This window comes from Neobacillus sp. 114, from assembly GCF_030127045.1.
Taxonomy (GTDB): Bacteria; Bacillota; Bacilli; order Bacillales; family Cytobacillaceae; genus Neobacillus; species Neobacillus rhizophilus.
In genome coordinates, this window is the sequence record NZ_CP126144.1 from 1,718,308 (window position 1) to 1,740,884 (window position 22,577).

Here is a 22,577-nt window from a genome sequence, read left to right on the forward strand (position 1 = left end):
AAAATAATCTTTTTCTTCTTACGGCCTTCCCGTATTTGTGTATAGTTTTATTATTTCAAAAAAATGCTTCTTGAGCAAATTAATGAACAAACCAATATAAAAGCCGCCATCTGGCAGCTGGTGAAAGGGGTTTAATATGAGGGGGGCTGCTGCCATTCGCGGGCGAGCATACTGTACACGATAATATCATGGAAATAATCGTTCAAATGTTCTCCGTCCCTTAATATACCTTCTTTCCGAAATCTTAGTTTTTCGGGAATAGCCCGGCTTCTGATGTTCTTTACGCCACAGCGGATTTCAATCCGGTTTAAGCCTAAATCTAAAAATGCATAATTAAGCACGGCATGAACAGAGCGGATCATAATCCCATGACCTTCTGCATCCTTTGCTAAATAATAACCGATGCTGGCCATTTTATTGTACCAGTCAATTTGATGAAGTCCTATTGACCCAACAAGCTTTCCTTTGTAGAGGATGCCAAGGTTGCAGGCGTTACCCTCGGCCAATTGATTCAGCCAATGAGTGATCACAGTTTCGAATTGATAGGGAGTGGTCATGCTATCGACCCAGGGAAGCCATGTTCGCAAGTGGTCACGGTTCTTCTCGACAAGCTGATAAAGCTGTAAAGCATGCTGGCGTTGAAAGACAAGAAGTTCAATTTCATGGTCAGCCTTTAAAGTAAACATAGGTCATAACTCCTGAAAAATTTTTACTACATACTATGCAAATTGGATTTGGGCTGTGATGATGTTTTTTTTTTGAAAAAAATAGTTCCGGATTTACAACACGCTTGTAATAATTTCCTTGTCAAACCTTTTAATCAGTAGTATCATTCGTTATGTAAACAAGTAAATAGTCCACAGGGGGAGCTGCGCATAAGCGGCTGAGAGTGAACGTTCGAGTTCTGACCCTATGAACCTGTTAGTTAACGCTAGCGTAGGGATGTGGTTTTGCCGATATTAAAAAGCAATGCAGACAATCCTTACGTCCTGCATTGCTTTTTTATTTTTTATAAACAAGGGGGAAAATGGTGTGAATCAAAATGGAAGCAATACACGTTTTATCGCAGAGGTTGCCGTCTTTTCGGCACTTGCTTATTTATTAGACTTAGCTGCAAGTATTTTGTCCTTGAAAATTTGGCCACAAGGAGGATCAATCTCCATTGCGATGGTTCCGGTCTTTATTATGGCGTATCGCTGGGGAATTAAGGGTGGCTTATTAACTGGCTTCTTGTTGGGATTATTGCAATTCATTCTTGGTTTTGCGCAAATCTACACAATTATTCAGGGAATTATCGATTATTTTATTGCGTTTACGGTTCTCGGTTTTGCCGGAATTTTTGCCCGCCAGGTTAAGAATTCTCTTGAGGAGGGAAATAAAGGAAGCTGGATGGTCTATTCTATCCTTGGAACGTTCTTAGGAAGCTTGCTTCGATATATTTGCCATGTGTATTCAGGAATTGCTTTCTTTGGCGAGTATGCCCCTAAAGGACAACCGGTTGCTGTGTATTCCTTGATTTATAATGGGACCTATATGCTTCCAAACTCTATCATCAGTGCCATAATCGTTGTTTTAGTCCTTGCCGCTATGCCGAAAAGAATGGTTGTTAAATATCAATAATATTAATGAAGAAAAGCCTCGTGCTTTTCTTTTTTTCTTTTTTTGTCACAATTTATATATTTTTTTTTGAAATTTAGGTGTAAAATGTCAATATAGAAAGATAATCATTCTCAATTACAATGGATTGGGTGATAATATATGTTTACATCATTGAAAGCAGGGGAAAAGGGGAAAATCGTAGATATTTCCCATGTCGGCAACCTTGTGAAAAGACGTTTGCTTGATTTAGGAATAACCGAAGGATCGGAAATATGTGTGAAATGTGTTATGCCTTTTGGCGGCCCGATTATGATTGAGTCCTGCGGTCAATGCGTCGGTATCCGCCGCAAGGAAGCCGTCCAGATTGAAGTGGAGAGAATATAAATGGAAATTGCTCTAATTGGAAACCCGAATACTGGAAAAACATCATTGTTTAATAACCTCACTGGATCCTATGAGTATGTCGGCAACTGGAGCGGAGTAACGGTTGAAAAGAAAGTTGGCGTTTTCAAAAATAATATTGGCAGATTAATAGATTTACCGGGTGTCTACACACTAAACCCGCTTTCAAGAGATGAGGGAGTCGTCACTTCCTTTTTTCTAAACGATTCCGTGGATCGGCTATTGAATATATTGGATGCATCTCAATTAGAACGGAATCTACATTTAACCATGCAGCTGCTGGAGTTTGAAAAACCGCTCTTAATTGGTTTAAATATGATTGATGTTGCTAGCCAGCGTGGGATTATGATTGATGCCAAGAAACTTTCGGAAAAATTGGGTGTCCCGGTTGTCCCGGTTGTCGCCAGAAGTGGTAAGGGCTGTGACCAATTGGTTGATACTATTTCCACAAAATCATTTACGCCGGTGAAAAAGAACCTTGTAAACTATGGCGTGGAAGTGGAAAAGGCAATTGCCGATCTATCTCAGGAACTGGCTGGGAAAACAGAGCATTCAAAACGCTTTTTGGCGATTCAGTATTTTGAAGGAAATGAATACGTTAAAAATTACGTTACGCAAATTGTGGATGGCGAAAAACTTCAGGCTATTTCAGCTAAATTGGAAGAGTCCATCAAGAAATCGTATGAGGTTAAAACGTTACCAAACTTTATTTATATGAAAAGAAAAGCAGCGATTGAAACAATTATCGCTGAAACAACGAGTAGACGTGATGGTGTCGTACCATTATCTGAAAAAATTGACAGCATTGTCACCAATAAATATCTTGGTATGCCAATCTTCTTATTGCTAATGTATTTAATGTTTATGCTGACGTTTGACTGGCTTGGGACACCGATGTCTGATGCACTTGATGGGTTATTGACTGGACCGGTTGCGTCAGGTATTGAAAACGCCCTGACGGCTGTCCATGCGTCCGCCTTTATTCATGCGCTGATTATTGAAGGATTAGTTGCCGGGGTTGGCGGTGTTCTTGTTTTTGTACCGCAGATTTTTATTTTGTTCTTTTTCATATCGTTATTAGAGGATTCCGGCTATATGGCCCGCGTCGCGCTGGTTATGGACAGAATTATGGAATCGGTTGGTTTGAACGGGAAAGCATTTATCCCAATGATGATTGGGTTTGGCTGTAATGTTCCAGGCATCATGGCGGCAAGAACGATCGAAACACCGCGCGAACGGCTGTTAACGATTTTGCTGACACCGTTAATGTCTTGCTCGGCTCGTCTGCCAGTGTATGCCTTATTTGTCGGGGCATTTTTTGCAGCCCATAAAGCTTTTATTGTCTTAAGCTTATATGTATTAGGGATTGTGGTTGCGTTAATTTTAGCAAAACTCTTTTCATCGACCATGTTAAAATCGCAGACTTCCTTATTTGTCATTGAATTGCCGCCATATCGGCTGCCGCAGTTTCAATCCTTATGGAGAAGCACCTGGGATAAAGGCAAGGGTTTTGTTCGGAAAGCAGGTACGTTTATATTTGCCGGTTCCGTTTTCATTTGGATTTTATCCTATGCAGGACCGGGCGGCTTGAAGGTGGAGATGGATGACAGTTTCCTTGCAGCAATCGGTGGTGTCATTGCACCGATTTTAGCACCGATTGGCTTTGGAACATGGCAGGCGGCAGCATCCTTAATTACCGGCTTCCTTGCCAAAGAAGCAATCATTTCGACCATGAACATTATTTATTTTGTGCCGAGTGATTCAAGTCTGCAGGGGCTGCTAGCCAATTACTATACACCGCTTGCTGCTTACAGCTTTATGGTCTTTATTTTATTGTACATTCCATGCTTGGCCACTACCGCAACCATTTATAAAGAAACAGGTTCAAAAAAATGGACAGCCTTCGCGATCGGCTATGCTTTAGTCATTGCTTATGTTTTATCGCTGATTATTTATCAGGGCGGCAAGCTGTTTGGTCTGGTATAAACAAAAGGAGTGAAATTCTATGATTGCTAGCATTGTTATTGGAGTTGCTATTTTTGGATATGCCGCTTGGGCTCTTGTACGATTTATTAACCGCTCGAAACAAGGTAAATGCGCTGCATGCGAATTGAACAAATCTTGCTCCGGCGGATGTAGTGTACCGCCAGAAATCAATAGGTAATGAACGAACTGCTATCTATATGGGATAGCAGTTTTTTTTATGTGAATACCCTTATTACTTTTAAAATTGGGAAAACTTGTGTAAAATTACACTAGATGTTATTGAAGGAAGGGCTTTGTATGACCAGAGATGAAATTATTCAGAATGTTTCAGAGAAATTGCGGCTAATCCGGACTGAAGCAGGCTATACTCAGGATAAAATGGCAGATATTATTGGTGTTTCTAAGAAAACCCTTGTACAGATTGAAAAAGGAAGAGTTCTTGCCAACTGGTCAACGGTAGTTTCTGTTTGTGCCTTATTTCGTGAAACGGAAACGGTCCAATTTTTATTTGGAAACGAGCCCCTCGAAGTACTTGAAACGGTAGCAAGAGAAGGGATCGATTATCGGAAAGCCAAAACACTTGGCGGCCGGGTCTGGTGGCGGGTCGTTTTAAAGAAGAACGGATTCATGCTCCAGCAGAATATTCTAAGCAAGCATTTTCGGATCTTGGATGGGGGAAATTACCGTATTTTTAGCAGCTTTGACGAAAAGCTTTCTAAGCAGCGGTTCAAGGAATTGTCTAAAGATGAAGACTAAATACATGAAGATGGGATAGCCGTGGGTGGCTGTCTTTTTCTTTTTTGGGGATTGTTCTATGGTCGGGTAAATGAGCCCGAACCATCGAAAGAACGAAGAGTTGGGTAGCATAGAAAGGGTCTATGAGCCCGAACCATCGAAAGAACGAAGAGTTAGGTGGCATAGAAAGGGTATATGAGCCCGAAATGTCGATTGAACGAAGAGTTGGGTAGCATAGAAAGGGTCTATGAGCCCGAACCGTTGAAAAAACAAAGAGTTGGGTAGCATAGAAAGGGTCTATGAGCCCGAACCGTTGAAAGAACAAAGAGTTGGGTAGCATAGAAAGGGTCTATGAGCCCGAAACGTCGAAAGAACGAAGAGTTGGGTAGCATAGAAAGGGTCTATGAGCCCGAAATGTCGATTGAACCAAGAGTTGAGTAGCATAGAAAAGGTATATGAGTTCGAAACAACGAAAGAACGAAGAGTTGGGTAGCATAAAAAGGGTATATGCTACCGCAACCAGGAAAATCAAAAATTCTGTATTATAAAAATGGTGTAAGCTACCGAAATCGCATTAAAAACCAAGATCTTGGTTGAAGAAAAAGTCTGCCATGCACCTTTCCCATTTATACATAATAAGTCCATTTTCCAGATGACATCACCTTATAGTTCTGTTTTAGTACTCTTCCAATCGTTTTTCTCGGGACTGCACACCCACACCACTCATAAACCTCACTTGTCGTAATCTGCCTCTCCGGAAAAAGCAAAATTAACTCCCTCACGAACCGCCGCACCACAGATTCCAAACGCTCCTCACACCCACAAGTATTACATACCATTTTCCTCTCCCCCACAGAAACCGAAAATGAGTGGCACTTCGAACAATAAGGACCCTTTTTCAGCTCCTCATAACTATAAGCGGGCTTTGGAGCATTAGGATAATCACCTTGATCCAAAGAAATTAACAGGTCTGCCAACCTCTCAAGGCCGCCATTCAGGTTTGATGGGATATTTTCTAATTTTCTTATGAAGCGATTGATTTGTGTTGGGAGAATAACATGATTGTTTTGAGGAGCATTGTATAAGGTGAACGTGGGGTTAATATGAACCACGTAGGATTCAACCATCAAATTAAATCTGTACTCATCGAGAAGCTGCCGTAGTTTTGACTCGCTTCGAAACAATTGAAGGATAGGGTCGTCAATTTCAGTATCATTTTTACAAAAACGGTCGGGGTCAGACTTATAAATATAGTCTCCTTCAAAATTTTTAACATCAATCAGGTAAATCGTTTTTTGAAAAATAATAATAGTATCGATTTGAAAGTGCTTTTCCTTCAATTTAAAGAGCAAGCCATTTAATACGATGCAGTTATTCTTCAATCCTTCGGTTAAAACATCAAACATCACTTCTCCTTGATAGCCTTTTTCAAGAGCGTAATACTTTCTCCTGTCTTTGTCAGAAAGTTTCATACGCAGGTTTAAGGCACGTAATATAAGTAACTCCTCTGTTTCTTGGCGGGATTTTTTCGGTGTAGGCATAGTCCACATCCTTTCAAATTTATTAAATACCCATCTTCCATTTTACTCCAGTTTACAGAAAGGCAAATTCAAATGTATGAATATTTTGTTAACATTGGCCGATGTGACAATTCTGAAAAATGGGAATTGACATTTAAAACATCTGGTGTTAATCTTACAAAGTAAGAAAAAAAAGGAAATGGAGGGCTGCAAAATGATTATCTTAAACCACTTAATTTATCAATCAACTGAATATGTAAACGCAGCCAACCCTGAAGGGATTTCCTTGTAATATACACTTTACTTATGTATTTTCAAACACAGGCTGCGTTACTTTGTGATGCGCGGCGTGTGTTTTTTATTTTTAAAAAAGAGGCATACTGCACAGTTGCGGCAGTATGTCTCTTTTTTTATAAAAAAGGAGGAATTAGCATGCTGAAAAGACTAAATGTAAGGCTTGTACACAAAATAGGAGATCTAGAAAGCGGATAGATTAAACAGAAATAGGGGGAAAAACAGCATGTTTTCCGTATTGAAGAAATTAAGCTGGTTTTTTAAAGAAAATTGGAAGCGCTACCTAGTAGCGGTCACTTTACTTATATTCGTGGGTTTGCTGGATGTCATACCTCCCAAATTAATTGGCTTGGCAATCGACGATATTCATTCCGGGGCGATGACAAACCAGAAAATCTACATGTATCTTGTCTATCTCACCATCATTATGGTTTCATCGTACGCTATCACTTATATATGGCAATATCAATTGTTCGGCGGTGCATTTTTAATCGAAAGAAAGCTGCGCTCAAGATTTATGGGACATCTTTTAAAAATGACGCCGGCCTTTTTTGAAAAGAATCGTACTGGAGATTTAATGGCTCGTGCCACCAACGATTTAAAGGCTATTTCCATTACAGCCGGGTTCGGGATTTTAACTCTTGTCGATTCGAGTGTCTGGATGCTGACGATTCTGTTTACGATGGGCTTTTTCATCAGCTGGAAGCTGACCTTGGCGGCGATATTGCCCCTGCCGATCATGGCCATCCTGATGCAAATGTATGGAAAAAAGATCCACACCCGCTTTACCGAAGCACAGGATGCCTTCGGGGAATTAAATGACCGCGTTCTCGAATCGATTGCCGGAGTGAGAGTCATCCGTGCCTATGTCCAAGAAAATGCGGACCGCGAGCGATTTCACGAATTGACCGAAGATGTTTATCAAAAAAATATAAACGTCGCAAGAATCGATTCATTATTTGATCCGACCATTAAAATACTGGTCGGCATCAGCTATTTAATTGGCATTGGATACGGGGCAACTCTCGTTTTCCATCAGGCTATCACTTTGGGGGACCTTGTTTCCTTTAATGTGTACCTGGGGATGATGATTTGGCCAATGTTTGCCGTCGGCGAACTGATCAACGTAATGCAGCGGGGGAATGCGTCGCTCGACCGGGTCCATGAAACACTCAGCTATCAGGAAGAGGTCAAAAACCCATCCCAGCCAATAAAGATAACCGAACCAAACCCAATCCATTTCGAAAAAGTAACGTTTCGTTACCCATCTTCGAAAACGGATAATCTGCAAAATGTCACCGTCAAGCTGCTTCAAGGCCAAACACTTGGGGTTGTCGGCAAGACGGGCAGCGGAAAAACAACTTTTATCAAGCAATTATTGCGGCAATATCCACTTGGAAAAGGCGGACTTTCAATCGGCGGGGCCTCCATTGAAGACCAAACACTAGAACAAGTACGCCAATGGATTGGCTACGTCCCGCAGGACCATGTTCTTTTTTCGAGAAGTGTAAAGGAAAATATTTTGTTCGGCTGTAAGGACGCATCTGAGGACGACCTGCAGACAGCCATTGATCTCGCGGCTTTTCGCAAAGATTTGCAAATGCTCCCGGAAGGTCTCGAGACACTAGTTGGAGAAAAGGGAGTCGCGTTATCGGGCGGGCAAAAGCAGCGGATTTCGATTGCCCGCGCGCTCATTAAAAATCCGGAAATATTGATTCTCGATGATTCCTTATCTGCGGTAGATGCGGAAACGGAGAAGAAAATCATCGACAATATCCGTACAGTAAGAAACGGGAAAACAACAATTATTACTACGCACAGAATGTCTGCAGTCCAGCATGCCGACCATATCATCGTTCTTGATGAGGGGTTCATTATTGAGGAAGGAACTCATGAACAGGTGCTTGAGCGGGACGGCTGGTATAAGGAGCAATTTTTGCGCCAGCAGGTGGAAGCCAAAATCGAAGAGGAGGTATCAGCATGAAGGTCGGCAGACGCTTAATTAATTACGCTTTATTTTATAAAAAAATCATTATCGCGGCCCTGTTCATGCTGACCATCTCGGTCGTAACGGATTTGGCCGGCCCGTTTATCGCGAAGAACATCATCGATCAGCATATTTTAGGGATTGAGTCGGTTTGGTATGAAACAGCAGCAAAAGGTGATAAAGCCGTAAGCTATAACGGAACGTTTTATAAACGGGAAAAGTATTTTACAAAAGGCGAGGAAAAGGGAGAAAAAGTCCGGATCCTTCAGGTAGGAATAAAGTTTGTGTTTATAGAGGATGATCTGGAATTTGACGGTAAAAGAAACCTCAAGGACAGCAAACTATTTATTTCAAAAGGGAAGAAGCAAGCAGAATACCCTGCAAAAATTATCAAAGGGCCTGAACTTTTAGCGTTTTATCAGCCAGAAATACCGGGGATCTTTAAACTGCTGGCACTTTATTTTGGACTCTTGGTGGTTTCGGCGGTTTTTCAATACGGCGAGCACTTCTTTTTGAAAAAGTCAGCCAATCGGATTATTCAAAAAATGCGCGAGGATGTTTTTCATCATATTCAAAGACTTCCAGTCCGCTATTTTGACAAGCTTCCCGCAGGCAAGGTCGTTGCCAGAATCACAAATGACACCGAGGCGATTCGTGAGCTTTATGTAACCGTATTGGCAGCCTTTTTTACAAGCGCCATTTATATTACTGGCATTTACTCAGCTTTGTTTATTTTAAACGCAAAGCTGGCGGCAATTTGTTTGCTGCTCTTGCCCATTTTGTATATTTGGATTTTGATTTACCGGAAGTATGCTTCCAGATATAATCGGGTGATTCGTTCACGGAACAGTGAAATCAATGCGATGGTTAATGAATCGATTCAGGGGATGAACATTATCCAGGCCTTCAACCGGGAACAGGAAACGATGAAGGATTTCGAAAATCTTAACCATGGCCATTTTACCTACCAAAATAAACTGTTAAACCTGAATGCCTTAACAGGTCACAACCTGGTTGGAATTTTAAGAAATCTCGTCTTTGTGGCATTTATCTGGTACTTTGGAGGCCAGGCACTTTCACCTGAATCTGTTATTTCATTGGGAATGCTGTACGCTTTTGTCGATTACGTCAATCGGCTGTTTCAGCCCGTCCAAGGCATTGTAAACCAATTGGCCAATCTGGAGACAGCACTTGTTGCTGGTGAGAGGGTATTTAAGCTGATGGATGAGCCGGGGGAAAACGTCAGTCCGGAACGAATTTCACGGATTAAAGGTAACGTCACATTCGAAAATGTTTCTTTTGGTTACAAAGACGGTGAATATGTTTTAAAGAATATTCAATTTGAGGCAAAGCCTGGGGAAACGGTGGCGCTTGTTGGCCATACCGGTTCCGGGAAAAGCTCCATCATGAATCTGCTTTTTCGATATTACGACTGTCAGAAAGGACAAATCTTGATAGACGGAAAAGATATCGAATGCATCCCGCGGCAAACGATACGTCAGCATATGGGGATTGTCTTGCAGGACCCGTATTTATTTACAGGAACAATCTCCTCCAATGTGAGTTTAAATGATCCGTCCATTACAAGCGAAAAAGTCGAAAAAGCATTACGTGATGTTGGTGCGGAAAAAGTATTTAAAAACCTTGAAAACGGTTTTGATGAACCGGTAATAGAAAAAGGCAGCACACTATCAAGCGGGCAGCGCCAGCTAATTTCCTTTGCCCGCGCCCTTGCTTTTAATCCGGCTATTCTTATTCTGGATGAAGCCACCTCCAGCATTGATACGGAAACCGAAGCGCTGATCCAAGAGGCAATGGATGTCTTGAAAAAAGGGAGAACAACCTTTATCATTGCCCACCGTCTGTCGACGATTCGAAATGCCGATCAAATTCTAGTCCTAGACCGCGGTACCATCGTTGAACGCGGGACCCATGATGAATTAATGGCGTTTAAGGGAAAATATTATCAAATGTATGAGCTTCAAGTTGGAAGCACAGACATGGCAGGTTAAATAAAAACGTTCATAAAAAATTCATATCTTCGCCAAGAAAGTGTAATTTTTATCACTTGTATTCGTTTCACCCCATGATATTGTAGTTTTAATTCAAATTAAAAATGGGGTGGCAAATCAATGTCAGATTACACAGTTGTTCTAACCATTGGCAGTTTTTTAGTTCTTACGTATTACATTGGCTATACACTTATTAGCAGACATTAAGGCTGCGGACAAAGTTCCGCAGTTTTTTTTATTTATAAAACAGATTAGTTTGGGAATACATATGAAAGGATGATAAAAAGTGAGGTGGAAATGATGGAGAAATTTAGAATAGAACACGATACATTAGGTGAAGTCCGTGTTCCTGAAGATAAATTTTGGGGAGCACAGACGCAGCGGAGCAAAGAGAATTTTAAAATCGGGATGGAAAAAATGCCGCTCGAGCTCGTTTATGGTTTGGTTTACATTAAGCAGGCGGCTGCGATCGTTAATCATCAGCTCGGTAAATTGAGTGAGGGTAAAATGAACGCTATCAAAAAGGTGTCTGAAGACATTTTAGCGGGACAACATGATGAACATTTTCCATTGGCGGTTTGGCAGACAGGCAGCGGTACACAATCCAATATGAACGTTAATGAAGTCATTGCCAATCGCGCAAATGAATGGTTAAAAAGTCAAAATAGCACTGAAAAGATTCATCCAAATGATGATGTTAATATGTCGCAGAGTTCAAATGATACGTTCCCGACGGCAATGCATATTGCTGCTTTTATAAAAATTACCGAAAACCTTATTCCGGCAATACAGGAATTAAAAAATACGCTGATAGAAAAGGAAAAAGCCTTCGCAAACATCGTAAAAATTGGCCGAACCCATCTGCAGGATGCTACACCGTTGACTTTGGGGCAGGAAATCAGCGGCTGGAGGTATATGCTGGAGAATAATGAGCGAATGATTACAGAGGCAAGCCAGCACTTGCTCCAATTAGCTATCGGAGGAACTGCAGTCGGTACTGGAATTAACGCTAGTCCGGAGTTTGGCGTAAAAGTCGCTGAAGAGCTCCACACGCTGACTGGTTTCCCGTTTCAATCCTCAGAAAATAAATTCCACGCTCTGACAAGCCATGATGAAATCGTTTATGCCCATGGGGCTTTAAAAGCATTGGCGGCCGATTTAATGAAAATTGCCAATGATGTCAGATGGCTTGCAAGCGGCCCGCGCAGCGGCATTGGCGAACTGACGATACCGGCCAATGAACCTGGCAGCTCTATTATGCCTGGGAAAGTGAATCCAACGCAAAGTGAAGCATTGACGATGGTAGCCTGCCAAATCTTTGGAAATGATACATCCATTGGCTTTGCCGCAAGCCAGGGCAATTTCGAGTTAAATGTTTTTAAACCGGTGATTATTTATAATTTAATCCAATCAATCAGGCTTTTAACTGACAGCATTCGTTCCTTTAACGTCAACTGTGCAGTTGGGATTGAAGCAAATGAAGAAGCCATTAAAGAGCATGTTGGACGTTCGTTAATGCTGGTTACCGCCTTAAACCCTTATATCGGCTATGAAAAGGCAGCTGCAATCGCCAAACTTGCCTTTAAAGAAAATAGCACCCTGAAGGAAGCGGCAATCAAAACGGGCTATCTGACCGCTGAGCAATTCGATGAGTGGATTAAGCCAGAAAAAATGATTTAAACAAATGAAAGCCCCCTCTAAAGGAGGGGGCTCTTAGCCATATTATGAACTTTTATCAATTAGGTTTACTAATTAGCGTTGGAAACCGCCAAGTTGAGATTCAGCCATAGCGACAAGACGCTTAGTGATTTCTCCTCCAACAGATCCGTTAGCGCGAGAAGTTGTGTCTGCTCCAAGATTTACGCCAAATTCTTGAGCAATTTCATACTTCATTGAATCAAGTGCTTGTTGTACTCCTGGTACTAAAAGTTGGTTAGAGTTGTTGTTGTTAGCCATAGTAAGTTAACACTCCTCTTTTTAGTTTTGGGGTTAGTATGGAGTTGAACCATAATGGGATTATTACCATAGCCTCCTAGGCCTAACCCATGATAATAAATATTGTCTAGCTTCAGCGCCTAGGGGGACGAAGGTCTACAGCAATCCGTCCTGAAGGTTAAAAAGCACCCTTCATGCCGGCTCGTCTTATGCCTGTCGCCCCTGGTCGAGGCGCTTGAAGCTTTTCTTAGTTGGATGAACCGGAGTTGCACCGGTTGTAACCCTGTCTGGCTTCATCCATCGTTGTAAGTGTTGCTTGTTTTTCTTGGTGGGGTGCTGCTTGTAATCTTATTATGACTAAATCTAAAAAGCTTATTCGAAAATTTTAAGTGGAAATTTATTCCCTATCATAGGGGTTACAAAGTGACGCAAACTAAAGAAAACAAATTAAAGGGTGAATTAGATGACCGTGTGCCCAGTATGTAATGGCTTGAGGGAAGTATATTTATTATGTAGGGATTGTGGGGAGCCAATGTTGGAAAGCGGCAGACTTCAAGATTACTACGACGATTACAGTCCCTATATGGAAATTGAATTGATGAAAATGGAAGATGGATATGCGGATACCTATTCTGAGAATAAATGCCCGCATCTGTATCGTTGCTCTGCCTGCCATAAAGATGAGGTTATCTTTATTAAAGAATAATCAAAAGGTCCTGACCTCATTCTGCGGTATAGCAGGGTGGTCAGGACCCAAAAGAATCATAGTTTATTTTTCGCTTTGTGGGCGGATACGTAGTTCGGTTTCCACGTCGAAGAAGTGGGCTTTGTTTAAATCAAATGCCAACTCTAATTTATCGCCTGGTCTTACGTTGCTGCGAGAATCAAGGCGGGCCACATAATCTTGACCATCGATGCTGGAGTATATCATTAATTCAGCACCAGTTAATTCGGCAACATCAATATGGGCAGCAATTTTTGTACCTGAAGAAGCTTCAATAAATAGAGGCTCATCATGAATATCCTCAGGGCGGACACCAAGGATCAGCGATTTGCCGACATAGCCTTGCTCACGAAGGAATTTCATTTTTCCTTCCGGAACAGCAATGGAGTTTTTACCAATGATAAACTTGCCGTCTTCTAATTTTCCGTTGAAGAAGTTCATCGCTGGTGATCCGATAAAGCCGCCAACAAAGACATTTTCAGGCTTCTCATAAACTTCTTTTGGTGAACCAACCTGCTGGATGATGCCATCCTTCATAACGACTAAACGGGTAGCCATTGTCATGGCCTCAGTTTGGTCGTGCGTTACATAAATAGTCGTTGTATTTAAGCGGCGGTGAAGCTTGGCGATTTCAGCGCGCATTTGCACACGAAGTTTCGCATCAAGGTTTGATAATGGCTCGTCCATTAAGAATACTTTAGCATCACGTACAATCGCACGGCCTAATGCAACACGCTGGCGCTGTCCACCTGATAGCGCTTTCGGCTTACGAGCTAAATATGCTTCAAGGCCAAGGATTTTAGCAGCTTCTTTCACGCGGCGGTCGATTTCATCTTTAGGAAACTTACGAAGCTTTAAACCAAATGCCATATTATCATAAACGGTCATATGCGGATAAAGCGCATAGTTTTGGAAAACCATCGCGATATCGCGGTCTTTTGGTGCTACGTCGTTTACGCGTTTGCCATCAATGAGAAAATCCCCTTTTGAGATTTCTTCAAGACCGGCAATCATTCTAAGTGTCGTTGATTTTCCGCATCCGGATGGACCGACAAATACGATAAATTCCTTATCATCAATGTGTAAATTAAAGTCTTTAACTGCTGTTACCTTGTTATCGTAAATTTTATAAATATGGTCTAATTTTAATTCAGCCATGTTCACAGCCTCCTTGTGTTGTTTGTACTTTAAGTTTACAAGGAAAGCGCTTTAATCGATATGGTAAGGCTGCACAAATATTGAAAACGCTTTTTTGGGCAGATTGACATTAGCCCTTTTGTTCAAAGAGCAGGCACGCTAAAAAAACGATAAACGCACCGTTAAAATCCTTTAATACTATTCCGGTTTTTTCCACGAATTTATCAATCCGATATTGCAGCGTGTTTCGGTGGATATATAATTTTTTAGCTGTAAGACTGGCATTTAAATTGGTTTCAAGAAATACTTTTATCGTTGAAAACATTTCAGGGTCATCCGCAAAAAGGGCAAAAACCGCTTCGGGAACCATATTTTTTATTTCAGCGGGCAAGCGGGCAGAAAGGTAAGCAGGAAAAATTCTTTCAAAAGAAAAAATCTTGGAATTGTGCACTTTCGCTAGAGCAAACTGGAATAATTCTCTTTCCTCTTGGAAGAATGCTCGTAACTGCTCAGAAAAAGGATGAACTTTTCCGATGAAAAAAGTGACACTTTCATAAAAATCGCTTTCCAATGTTTCTGATATGGCCAGTAATTCTTCTTCGGAAAGAGAAATTTGTTTTTGTTCTTCAATAATCACACCTTTGGATTGACTTTCCCAAAGAAACACTGCCTCATCCGAAAAGAAGCCTTTTAACGCAGATTCCATTTCCTTTTGATCTGTATCATCGCCATTTAAATGAAAATGGATAAAGCGAAATGACGTGTCCTGCTTTTCTGAAGGGAGAACCCCATTTAAAAATAAAAACTCATACCAGGTGTTTACTCTGGACGACACGGCTGAAGACTGCCATTCCACCAGTTCATACAAAGTCTTTAGAAGGTGGAGCTCTATATCGCTAATTTCCTTTTTGGGAATACTCAGCCATTCATCAGCTGCCTGGTCGTAAAAAAGATAAAGCTGTTCAGATGGCACATCTGGCCTTTCGGAAAACAGCACTGAATTTTCATATACAGTAAGTAATTTTCTTAGCATAGTTCATTTCCCCATTAGATTTCTTAGAGCCTATTATACCAGTTTCAATTTGTTTCCACAGAAAAATTGCCGAACCCTCTAAACTGGTTCGGCAAATGTTATCATGTATTTTCATTTGGCGGTGATTCTTCTATAAGATCGCGCGCTTCTTCAATATTTGTTGAATCATATCGGGCGTGGACAGATCCTCCGGACATTCCTTCATTAATCATTCTGTCAATATCCATGTAAGCCATGTCCCTTCCTTCATAAGCAGACCCTTCAGCAATAGGCTGTTCATTTTTTTTAGTCACGTTCAACCATCCTTTCCTTCTAATTCGTTTTTAGTTTGTACAGAAAGGATGGAGTTTCATGCAGGGAATAGTCGATTATTCATATACATGATAAAGCATTAGCTCATGAATCTGGCTCGTCAATGCCGTCAAATCTTCTTCGGCAGGAGGATTTGAGGTCCATTCAAGATTTCCAGTTTGGTGATAAATTCCTGTATATCTCTGTTTTTTAAAATAGAAGGAAATATTCCAGCCGGGAATATTGGTATTTTCAAAAAGCGGATTATATTGAAAATGCATGATCATCCTATTGTCCTCCCCTAACACCTTATATTACTTATAGCTTACCTCGTTTTGAATATTATGCAAATAAAATTTTTTATGGGCAGGAGCTTGTTAAGTGGAGGAAAACACGGCATAGCTGTTCAATTTTTTTCTCTTCAATTTCAGCTTCATCAAAGCGCATTGGTTTTGAATTCACTTCATAAATATAATATTTTCCATTTTTGCTCATGCCGGCATCAATGGAAAATTCCCCGAAAAAGCCAAACTGTTCCGATAATGCTTTCCCAATGTGCGGGATGATCATTTGAAAAAACCTATCATGTTCGTTCGTTTGCAATAAAGAGTAGGGAAGAAGTCTTCCGCCCGATGGAATATGGGTGGTGACTCCTTGCTCCTGGGATTGCCGGATGCCGACGCCGGTTATGGCGTATTCCTCTTTTTCCGCGTGGGCAATAATCCGAAAATCATAGCGAAACCCTTCATATTCAGCAGAATTGATATCAATCTGTGCCAAATAGGTTTTTGATAAGAGCAATTCGCTCCAATCCTGCCAAAAATCTTCAAAAGATGGGTAGGAGATGCTTCTTTTCCTTGATTCAAATTGGATGTATGGCGAGGATAAATGCCTGACGCGAAAAATGCCTTTCCCCTTTGAAGAGGCTGCCGGCTTTAGATAAACACTAGAATTTGCTTTCAATAACAATTCTAGGTCTTTTTTTTCCTGAAGGAGGATCGTCTTAGGTACATAATCTTTAAGGACGGGATGGTTTTCCATTAGTTGATAAAGCTCGTACTTATCTATAAAACCTGGGTTGAAATAGGGAATTCCTTTATCCTTTAAATGCTGAAAGAACCTTTTACAATCTTCGGTCTGTTCTGTTTTTCTAAAGGGAATTCGGTTATACACCAAATCTGGATTGGGGAAAGAGCCCTTTATCCAGCGGTTTTCATCGGGTGAATAACTGAATCCCTCGATATATTCCGCTCCAGTCCCCTCAAGGGTAAAAATAAAGCTTATTCCATTGAGCGAAATAAGCTTTTTTTGCAGTTTGATAAAAAGCTCCCCGTTTCCAGCGACTGTTCCATCGGATTTAAGCGCGGTCATGATGCCAATCACCGGCCCTGCTTGTTTGTCGATCATTGATAAAGTTCCTCGGGATGGAGTAAGGATTGCTCGGTGAGAAAAACGGCGAAGGCAAGGGACAATTCACGCGTCAATAAATCAAATTCTTTTAATTCTGGATGGCTGAAAATTGAACGTCCGGGTTTGGAATTTGCCTCGAACAGCCAGACATCGCCGTTACGGTCAATGCCTAGATCAAAGCCAATTTCGCCGATAATTCCTTCGACATTTCGGTCTAGGGCATGACTTAAGGAAAGGGCAGCGTTGGAAAGCTTCTCTTCGAACATGCCGGCTTCTTCAGCAGGAAAGATCTCGCTGATGGTTTTAATTTCCCCGCCGCTTCTCTTATGGGTTGTCGGGCTTCCCGGCCCGGCTATTTTTGCTGCGAGCGCGGAAACATGCCAGCTGCCTGTTTCGTCCTTGTTCGTATGAACGCGAAAATCAACAGGCCGCTGCTCGTTGCGAACTAAATGAATACCCTGTTGGACAACCATTTTTTCAAGCGATTGCTTCGCGAATACCCGCTCAAACAATTTCTCCAGGCTGTGGAATTTTTGTAATCTGTTTGCCCCCTCGTCATCTTGATAACGGCAGTAATAGTCGTTTGTGTTTTTATCAAAAATAATTTGATGAATGCCAAAGCCAAGACTGCCGTTTTTCGGCTTTATATACACATGCCCGTATTTTGAAAGCATCCTCTCGATTAAGGAAAAAGAGGTAAATGGATGGGTCTCAGGAAGGTATTTATCAACCGAATGGTCTTGGAGAAGCCTTTCGTAAATATCTAACTTGTTGAAAAAGCCGGGATTATACCAAGGGATTAAATATTCCTTTTGAAGCCGTTTTTTTACTTTAACTAATTTGGGAGTTCCTTCACTCCTTCGGTTTGGCAGACGATCATAAATGACGTTAGGGAAAGGGACCTCCCGCTGTTCCCAATCTCCATCGTGGAAAAAATAACCATCAATCGTTCCTTGTTCCCAATCAATATGCTGCTTTCCGAAAACAAAAGCGAGGGCGCCGACGTTTTTATTTACGGATAAAAGCTTTGAAAAAAACTGTGTTCTCTCGCCGATGAGCTGATCAGGTAGCATTGTAAATCCAGCTGTGAAAATGCCAACAAGAGGACCGATATACAGGGTTTGATTATCTAAAAAGACATGGAGCGGCAGCTTGAATTCTGGAAATTGGAGTTCTTTTTGAATGGCCCTGCTAATCACAATCCGATCTTTTCGGTCAGGATGGGGCAGAAATTCTACTGCCATTGAATTTGAACCAAAAGCAATTCGCTTAGGCCCATCTTCTTGAAGGAGGGAAGGAGGGCAAAAAACAATCAATTGATCATTTTGGACGACCTCAATGAGATAACGTTTTCTCATAGATGTTCTTCCTTTCTTGGTCTTTCGATTCCGACAGGTATTTTGCGTAAAGCAGTGGTGCACAGTACAGCTTTTCCTTAAGATTAGGCCGGGTTTGCAAAATAACCTTCCTGCCAGGCTTTGAGTTCATATCTAAAATCCAGATCGAGTCGTTTTTGGCGATGCCAATATCGACTCCAATTTCAAAGAGCGGCAGGAAGCTTTTTTCAAGAAGATGTGGTAATTCTGTAAGAATGCTGGTTAATTCCTGCTGAATAAATTCCCTTCTCGTTGCAGGCAGGGAAGCTGACCATTCTGAGAAAGCTGTTGCCATCCCACCTGCACTTAAATTCGATAAAATCCCGCCGCTGGTACCGTTTCGCACTCCGCGCCCGATTTCTCCCCAATTGCCATGCTCATTTTTTTGCAGGAGAATTCGGATGTCAAAGGGCTGCAATTCACTGTTGGTTAATTCAAGATAGGGCTGCATAAGATATTGATGCCGCGCGAGCAAGCTACTAAGCCACTGCGAAAATTTTCCTTCGTTTGGAAAAATCCTTGATATAATCTGTTTTTGTTTTTCCGTTTTAACATGAATTGATTTGTCATTTTTCTTCAAGTAATAAATGCCATAACCCTGTGAACCGTTAATGGGTTTTATGACAATCCTTTTTCCACTGTTTAATTCTTTTAAAATTTCAATTGTATCGATTACCTGCTTTGTCGGCGGCAGATAGGCGGATAGCTTCGTGTCTTTCAGGGCCTGATAGAGGTCCAGTTTATTAGGCAGACCATATCCTAAAAAGTTAATATCCTTCCTGCTTTTTAGCCACGATACAATCGGAAGGCATTGTTTCGATTGTTCATCCTCCCCGTAGAAGCAACGGTCATAGAGGATGCGGGGGATGGGGAATTCGGCATTGACCCAATCCTTTTGTTCAGCGTCAAATTTTTTCCCTTGAACCTGAAGTGTATTTGGATTGATATTGGTTGGAACGAAGCGAAAAGCTTCGATACCTAAGTCTTTTGCATGTTCGGCCATTTCCGTTATATAGGGGGCCTCTGTTTCTAGGTTTAAGGACATAATACCAAATGTAATCAAGTGAATTAAACCTCCTTTTCATTCAGGGTTTCAAAGGCCAGGCTTGTGCAAAAGCGAATGATTGCTTTTGCAGACGGTCTGATTTTCCCTGAATCATCTTCAAATGCCTTTGATGGTTTTGAGTTTACTTCAATCAGCCAGGGCTTCCCCTTTTCATCAACGCCGACATCGATCCCCAGTTCACCGGTAATTCCGGCGGACAGTGCACTGACCTTTTCTGCGGTTTCCAACGATAGCTCTTTTATTAGCTTAAATGTTTGCAAAGCGGTTTTTGGGGCCATTTTGGAACGTAAGGCAGTTACCGGTTTTATCGTATGGCCGCCCCTGGCAACATTGGAGACAAATTCCTGTACAGCCCCGATTCTTGCCACAATCGATGTAATTTCCCACTTTTTTCCATAATTTCGATGGACCAATACCCTGAAGTCCATGGCAGATGATTGATAGTCAATAAAAGAAATACCCTCCTGAACAATACAAATTCGGTTTTGCATCAGTAATTTTATTTCTTGATAGATTTCATGCGCTGCTAGGGCTTGTAAAGCATCAGCCTGGGATTGGCCTGAAGTTTGGAGGGTAAATTGGTCTTCCGAGATTTTTTCCAGTTTAATAATATTTTTTCCCTGGCTGCCATGAATCGGTTTAATAAAAATGGTTTCATAGGTTTGCAGGAAGGAATGTAAAGTATCCCTTGAGAGCAAGGCTGTCTCGGGAATGTAGGATGACAAATGATGTTCATTTTTCAACTGGTCGTATACTTCCCATTTTGACAGAAAGCGGTCATTGAAGATGGGAATGGCTAGTTGTTCAAGCGTCCCTCGAAATTCAACAAATTCTTGTTTGTTTTCTAGTATTCGAGAATGGATCCGATTGTAAATAACATCAGGGGCAGGCGGGCTTGTTCCTATCCAGCTTCCGTTTTCAAAATAATAGCCGTGCTGTAAAAAATGTTTAAAAGAAAAAACATAAAGAAAGCCGCCATTTTCTGATACCACTTGATGGAGGTCCTCACAAAACTTATGAATGGAACGGAAATTAGGTTCTTCACCATTCTTCGGTGAAAAATCTGTCAGCAATCCGATGACAGGACCAAGCTTAAGTGTGTTGGACCCAGAAAAGTATTTTGCCTGAAGGTTAACCTTTCGGACAGGCAAACTAAAATAGGTAAAGAAGTCCTCCGGCATATGCAGTTCCCGGGGAAGGCTATCGCTAATCTGGATATTGGCACGAATTGTTTTTGTGCCGACCATGATTTGTAATTCGCGGTGATTCTCCATTTGCAGGTAGTGATACAGCCTGCGGGACATTTTAATCAAACGAGAATTGGTTTCTTCGGATTTCTCTGGTAAAATTGTTACGCTCGTTAATGAACCGGACATAATCACTCCTCATTCTTTATTAAATAGGCATCCGCTGATGTAGTATCCTATGTGGAAGCTTACGGGATGGTGATTTGAACATTCTCGCATTCCCTTGAATAGTTTGATATAGTTGGGAAGTATTGTTAACTAAAAAGGAGTGAGCCCGCAAATGGCAGTAAATTTATATGATTCCGCCTATGCTTTAGAAAATGCGATTCGTCAAAGTGATGAATTTAAACAACTACAGCAAGCTTATCAAGAGGTAAATGCTGACCAGGCAGCGAAGCAGCTGTTTGATCAATTTCGCCACATCCAAATGAATTTGCAGCAAAAACAAATGATGGGACAAAACATTTCCGAGCAGGAAATTCAGCAGGCCCAAGCAACAGTCGGAGTTGTTCAGCAGAATCCGAAAATCGCCCATCTTATGCAGGTGGAACAGCGAATGAATAATGTAATCGGTGAGTTAAACCAGATCGTCCTAAAGCCATTAGCTGATTTATACGGACAAATTTAATTTTTTAAGAAGCTGCCAAGCCCTCACTTTTACAAGCACTGTTCTATAAATTGGTGAAAAATCATAAAAGTGATATAAAGGTATTTTCACCAAGAACAGGGGGCAGCATAATGATTTATCGCTTACTTGCGTTAAATATTGATGGCACACTCTTACAAAGCAATGGCAAAATCCATAAATCGACAAAGGAAGCCGTAGAATATGTTCAGCAAAAGGGGATTTATGTCACACTCGTTACATCACGGAGCTTTCACTCAGCCAAGAAGGCAGCGAAAGCCTTAAAGATATCGTCACCTCTTGTCACCCATCAGGGGGCATTCATTGCGCGGGAGGAAAATAAGCCGGTATACGCGAAGCGGATTAATGAGGAAATTACCTATGATACCATTCGTCTGCTTGAGGCGCTGCCGTGTCAAATCCGTTTGGTTCACGAGAATTTTTCGATTGCCAATAAATATAAACTGCACCAGCAATTATTAGCAAAAACGGTTTTCACCACAGGCGACCCTTTTGTTTATTCACAGCAATTTGTCGAATCCCTCAGCGAATATTTGCATGATCAGCCGGCAACCCCTCCGAAGATTGAGGTTTATTTTGAAAATAAACGTGATTTGGAGGATGCCAAAACCGCCATTGAAAAAATGTTTACGGAAATCACTCCAATTAAACTTGATTCATTGCGGCTCGATCTTGTTCCGGCCGGAGTTTCCAAACTTAATGGGTTAGCGTTTCTTGGCAGCCAACTCGGTTTCCAGTTAAAAGAGATGGTCTATATTGGTGACAGCCTCGATGACATCCCGTTAATTGAAGCGGCTGGTCTAGGGGTTTCGATGTGGAATGCTCCTTTTGAGGTGAAGAAAGCATCAGATTGGGTAACAAGGTCGGAAAACGAACATGGCGTTTCCTATATGGTGAAGGAACACTTCAGAAAGCAGCAACCGATTGAATTTTTAAGAAAAATGAAGATTATCAAAAATTAATCTTGAATGGAGATATCAGGGCGTTGAGCCTCTGGTATCTTTTTTGCTAATAAGTATAAACTTTCTGTCGAAAGCTTTATACTTAACGCATAAATTCAACTACGCCTCATGAACCGTCCTGCCGGACTCGCCAATCGGCGAGTTTTCATTTATTTAGTCCAATGATTTCCACTATATTGACCTTATTTTTGTGATTTTGTACACTTAAAGAAGTT

The 22,577-nt window shown here is 41.4% G+C and carries 22 protein-coding genes and 1 riboswitch; of the genes, 11 read left to right on the forward strand and 11 right to left on the reverse strand.

Annotation, left to right across the window (positions count from 1 at the left end; all coding sequences use genetic code 11):
* Positions 1-131: 131 nt before the first annotated feature.
* On the reverse strand, positions 132-686 hold the full coding sequence (locus QNN06_RS08495) for a GNAT family N-acetyltransferase (protein ID WP_213116721.1): 555 nt from the start codon (positions 684-686) through the stop codon (positions 132-134).
* 166 nt (positions 687-852) lie between these two features.
* Positions 853-960: riboswitch (TPP riboswitch) on the forward strand.
* Between the two features lie 72 nt (positions 961-1,032).
* Here QNN06_RS08495 and thiT point away from each other — a divergent pair.
* The 5 genes from thiT (at position 1,033) to QNN06_RS08520 (ending at position 4,743) form a co-directional block, all read left to right on the forward strand.
* Positions 1,033-1,620 carry an energy-coupled thiamine transporter ThiT gene (thiT, locus tag QNN06_RS08500; RefSeq protein WP_284037416.1) on the forward strand — a complete coding sequence of 196 codons (588 nt, stop codon included), beginning with the start codon at positions 1,033-1,035 and terminating at the stop codon, positions 1,618-1,620.
* A 138-nt stretch (positions 1,621-1,758) separates the two neighbouring features.
* Positions 1,759-1,983 carry a FeoA family protein gene (locus QNN06_RS08505; RefSeq protein ID WP_213116719.1) on the forward strand — a complete coding sequence of 75 codons (225 nt, stop codon included), beginning with the start codon at positions 1,759-1,761 and terminating at the stop codon, positions 1,981-1,983.
* Positions 1,984-3,987 (forward strand): ferrous iron transport protein B, encoded by a 2,004-nt coding sequence (feoB, locus tag QNN06_RS08510; protein WP_213116718.1) that lies wholly within the window; start codon positions 1,984-1,986, stop codon positions 3,985-3,987. It begins immediately after the preceding gene.
* A 19-nt stretch (positions 3,988-4,006) separates the two neighbouring features.
* Complete coding sequence (locus QNN06_RS08515; RefSeq protein WP_213116717.1) at positions 4,007-4,165, forward strand: FeoB-associated Cys-rich membrane protein; 159 nt, start codon at positions 4,007-4,009, stop codon at positions 4,163-4,165.
* Positions 4,166-4,284: 119 nt separating this feature from the next.
* A complete protein-coding gene (locus tag QNN06_RS08520; protein ID WP_213116716.1) occupies positions 4,285-4,743 on the forward strand; it encodes a helix-turn-helix transcriptional regulator in 459 nt (152 codons plus the stop codon).
* A 605-nt stretch (positions 4,744-5,348) separates the two neighbouring features.
* On the opposite strand, the gene QNN06_RS08525 is transcribed toward QNN06_RS08520, so the two are convergent.
* On the reverse strand, positions 5,349-6,263 hold the full coding sequence (locus QNN06_RS08525; RefSeq protein ID WP_284037417.1) for a nuclease-related domain-containing protein: 915 nt from the start codon (positions 6,261-6,263) through the stop codon (positions 5,349-5,351).
* A 499-nt stretch (positions 6,264-6,762) separates the two neighbouring features.
* Between QNN06_RS08525 and QNN06_RS08530 the strand changes: the two genes are divergently transcribed.
* From QNN06_RS08530 to fumC, 3 genes are all read left to right on the forward strand, one after another.
* Positions 6,763-8,520: an ABC transporter ATP-binding protein gene (locus QNN06_RS08530; RefSeq protein WP_284037418.1), complete on the forward strand. Its 1,758-nt coding sequence runs from the start codon at positions 6,763-6,765 to the stop codon at positions 8,518-8,520.
* Positions 8,517-10,535 (forward strand): ABC transporter ATP-binding protein, encoded by a 2,019-nt coding sequence (locus QNN06_RS08535; RefSeq protein ID WP_213116713.1) that lies wholly within the window; start codon positions 8,517-8,519, stop codon positions 10,533-10,535. The genes QNN06_RS08530 and QNN06_RS08535 overlap by 4 nt, the downstream gene beginning before the upstream one ends.
* 300 nt (positions 10,536-10,835) lie before the next feature.
* Positions 10,836-12,215, forward strand: coding sequence for a class II fumarate hydratase (gene fumC, locus QNN06_RS08540; RefSeq protein ID WP_217033027.1), 1,380 nt, complete (start codon positions 10,836-10,838; stop codon positions 12,213-12,215).
* A 72-nt stretch (positions 12,216-12,287) separates the two neighbouring features.
* Here fumC and QNN06_RS08545 read toward each other — a convergent pair whose 3' ends face one another.
* Positions 12,288-12,491 carry an alpha/beta-type small acid-soluble spore protein gene (locus tag QNN06_RS08545; RefSeq protein WP_213116711.1) on the reverse strand — a complete coding sequence of 68 codons (204 nt, stop codon included), beginning with the start codon at positions 12,489-12,491 and terminating at the stop codon, positions 12,288-12,290.
* 514 nt (positions 12,492-13,005) lie between these two features.
* On the opposite strand from QNN06_RS08545, the gene QNN06_RS08550 reads away from it, so the two are divergent.
* Positions 13,006-13,176, forward strand: coding sequence for a hypothetical protein (locus QNN06_RS08550; RefSeq protein ID WP_349654949.1), 171 nt, complete (start codon positions 13,006-13,008; stop codon positions 13,174-13,176).
* A 63-nt stretch (positions 13,177-13,239) separates the two neighbouring features.
* On the opposite strand, the gene QNN06_RS08555 is transcribed toward QNN06_RS08550, so the two are convergent.
* From QNN06_RS08555 to QNN06_RS08590, 8 genes are all read right to left on the reverse strand, one after another.
* Complete coding sequence (locus QNN06_RS08555) at positions 13,240-14,352, reverse strand: ABC transporter ATP-binding protein (protein ID WP_213116709.1); 1,113 nt, start codon at positions 14,350-14,352, stop codon at positions 13,240-13,242.
* 109 nt (positions 14,353-14,461) lie between these two features.
* Positions 14,462-15,364: a PucR family transcriptional regulator gene (locus tag QNN06_RS08560; RefSeq protein ID WP_213116708.1), complete on the reverse strand. Its 903-nt coding sequence runs from the start codon at positions 15,362-15,364 to the stop codon at positions 14,462-14,464.
* Positions 15,365-15,465: 101 nt separating this feature from the next.
* Positions 15,466-15,657 (reverse strand): hypothetical protein, encoded by a 192-nt coding sequence (locus QNN06_RS08565; RefSeq protein WP_213116941.1) that lies wholly within the window; start codon positions 15,655-15,657, stop codon positions 15,466-15,468.
* A 75-nt stretch (positions 15,658-15,732) separates the two neighbouring features.
* Complete coding sequence (locus QNN06_RS08570; protein WP_213116707.1) at positions 15,733-15,942, reverse strand: YheE family protein; 210 nt, start codon at positions 15,940-15,942, stop codon at positions 15,733-15,735.
* Positions 15,943-16,015: 73 nt separating this feature from the next.
* Positions 16,016-17,062 (reverse strand): YheC/YheD family endospore coat-associated protein, encoded by a 1,047-nt coding sequence (locus QNN06_RS08575; RefSeq protein WP_217033023.1) that lies wholly within the window; start codon positions 17,060-17,062, stop codon positions 16,016-16,018.
* Positions 17,059-18,423, reverse strand: coding sequence for a YheC/YheD family endospore coat-associated protein (locus QNN06_RS08580; protein ID WP_213116705.1), 1,365 nt, complete (start codon positions 18,421-18,423; stop codon positions 17,059-17,061). Before QNN06_RS08580 ends, QNN06_RS08575 begins: the two co-directional genes overlap by 4 nt.
* Positions 18,401-19,504: a YheC/YheD family endospore coat-associated protein gene (locus QNN06_RS08585; protein WP_213116704.1), complete on the reverse strand. Its 1,104-nt coding sequence runs from the start codon at positions 19,502-19,504 to the stop codon at positions 18,401-18,403. The genes QNN06_RS08580 and QNN06_RS08585 overlap by 23 nt, the downstream gene beginning before the upstream one ends.
* Before the next feature lie 5 nt (positions 19,505-19,509).
* A complete protein-coding gene (locus QNN06_RS08590) occupies positions 19,510-20,883 on the reverse strand; it encodes a YheC/YheD family endospore coat-associated protein (protein WP_284037420.1) in 1,374 nt (457 codons plus the stop codon).
* 151 nt (positions 20,884-21,034) lie between these two features.
* Here QNN06_RS08590 and QNN06_RS08595 point away from each other — a divergent pair, with 151 nt between their 5' ends.
* Together QNN06_RS08595 and QNN06_RS08600 are read left to right on the forward strand one after the other, a co-directional pair.
* The gene (locus QNN06_RS08595; protein WP_213116702.1) at positions 21,035-21,382 is read left to right on the forward strand and encodes a YlbF/YmcA family competence regulator; all 348 of its coding nucleotides are present in this window, start codon (positions 21,035-21,037) and stop codon (positions 21,380-21,382) included.
* 110 nt (positions 21,383-21,492) lie between these two features.
* A complete protein-coding gene (locus QNN06_RS08600) occupies positions 21,493-22,362 on the forward strand; it encodes a Cof-type HAD-IIB family hydrolase (RefSeq protein WP_217033017.1) in 870 nt (289 codons plus the stop codon).
* The last annotated feature ends 215 nt before the right edge of the window (positions 22,363-22,577 follow it).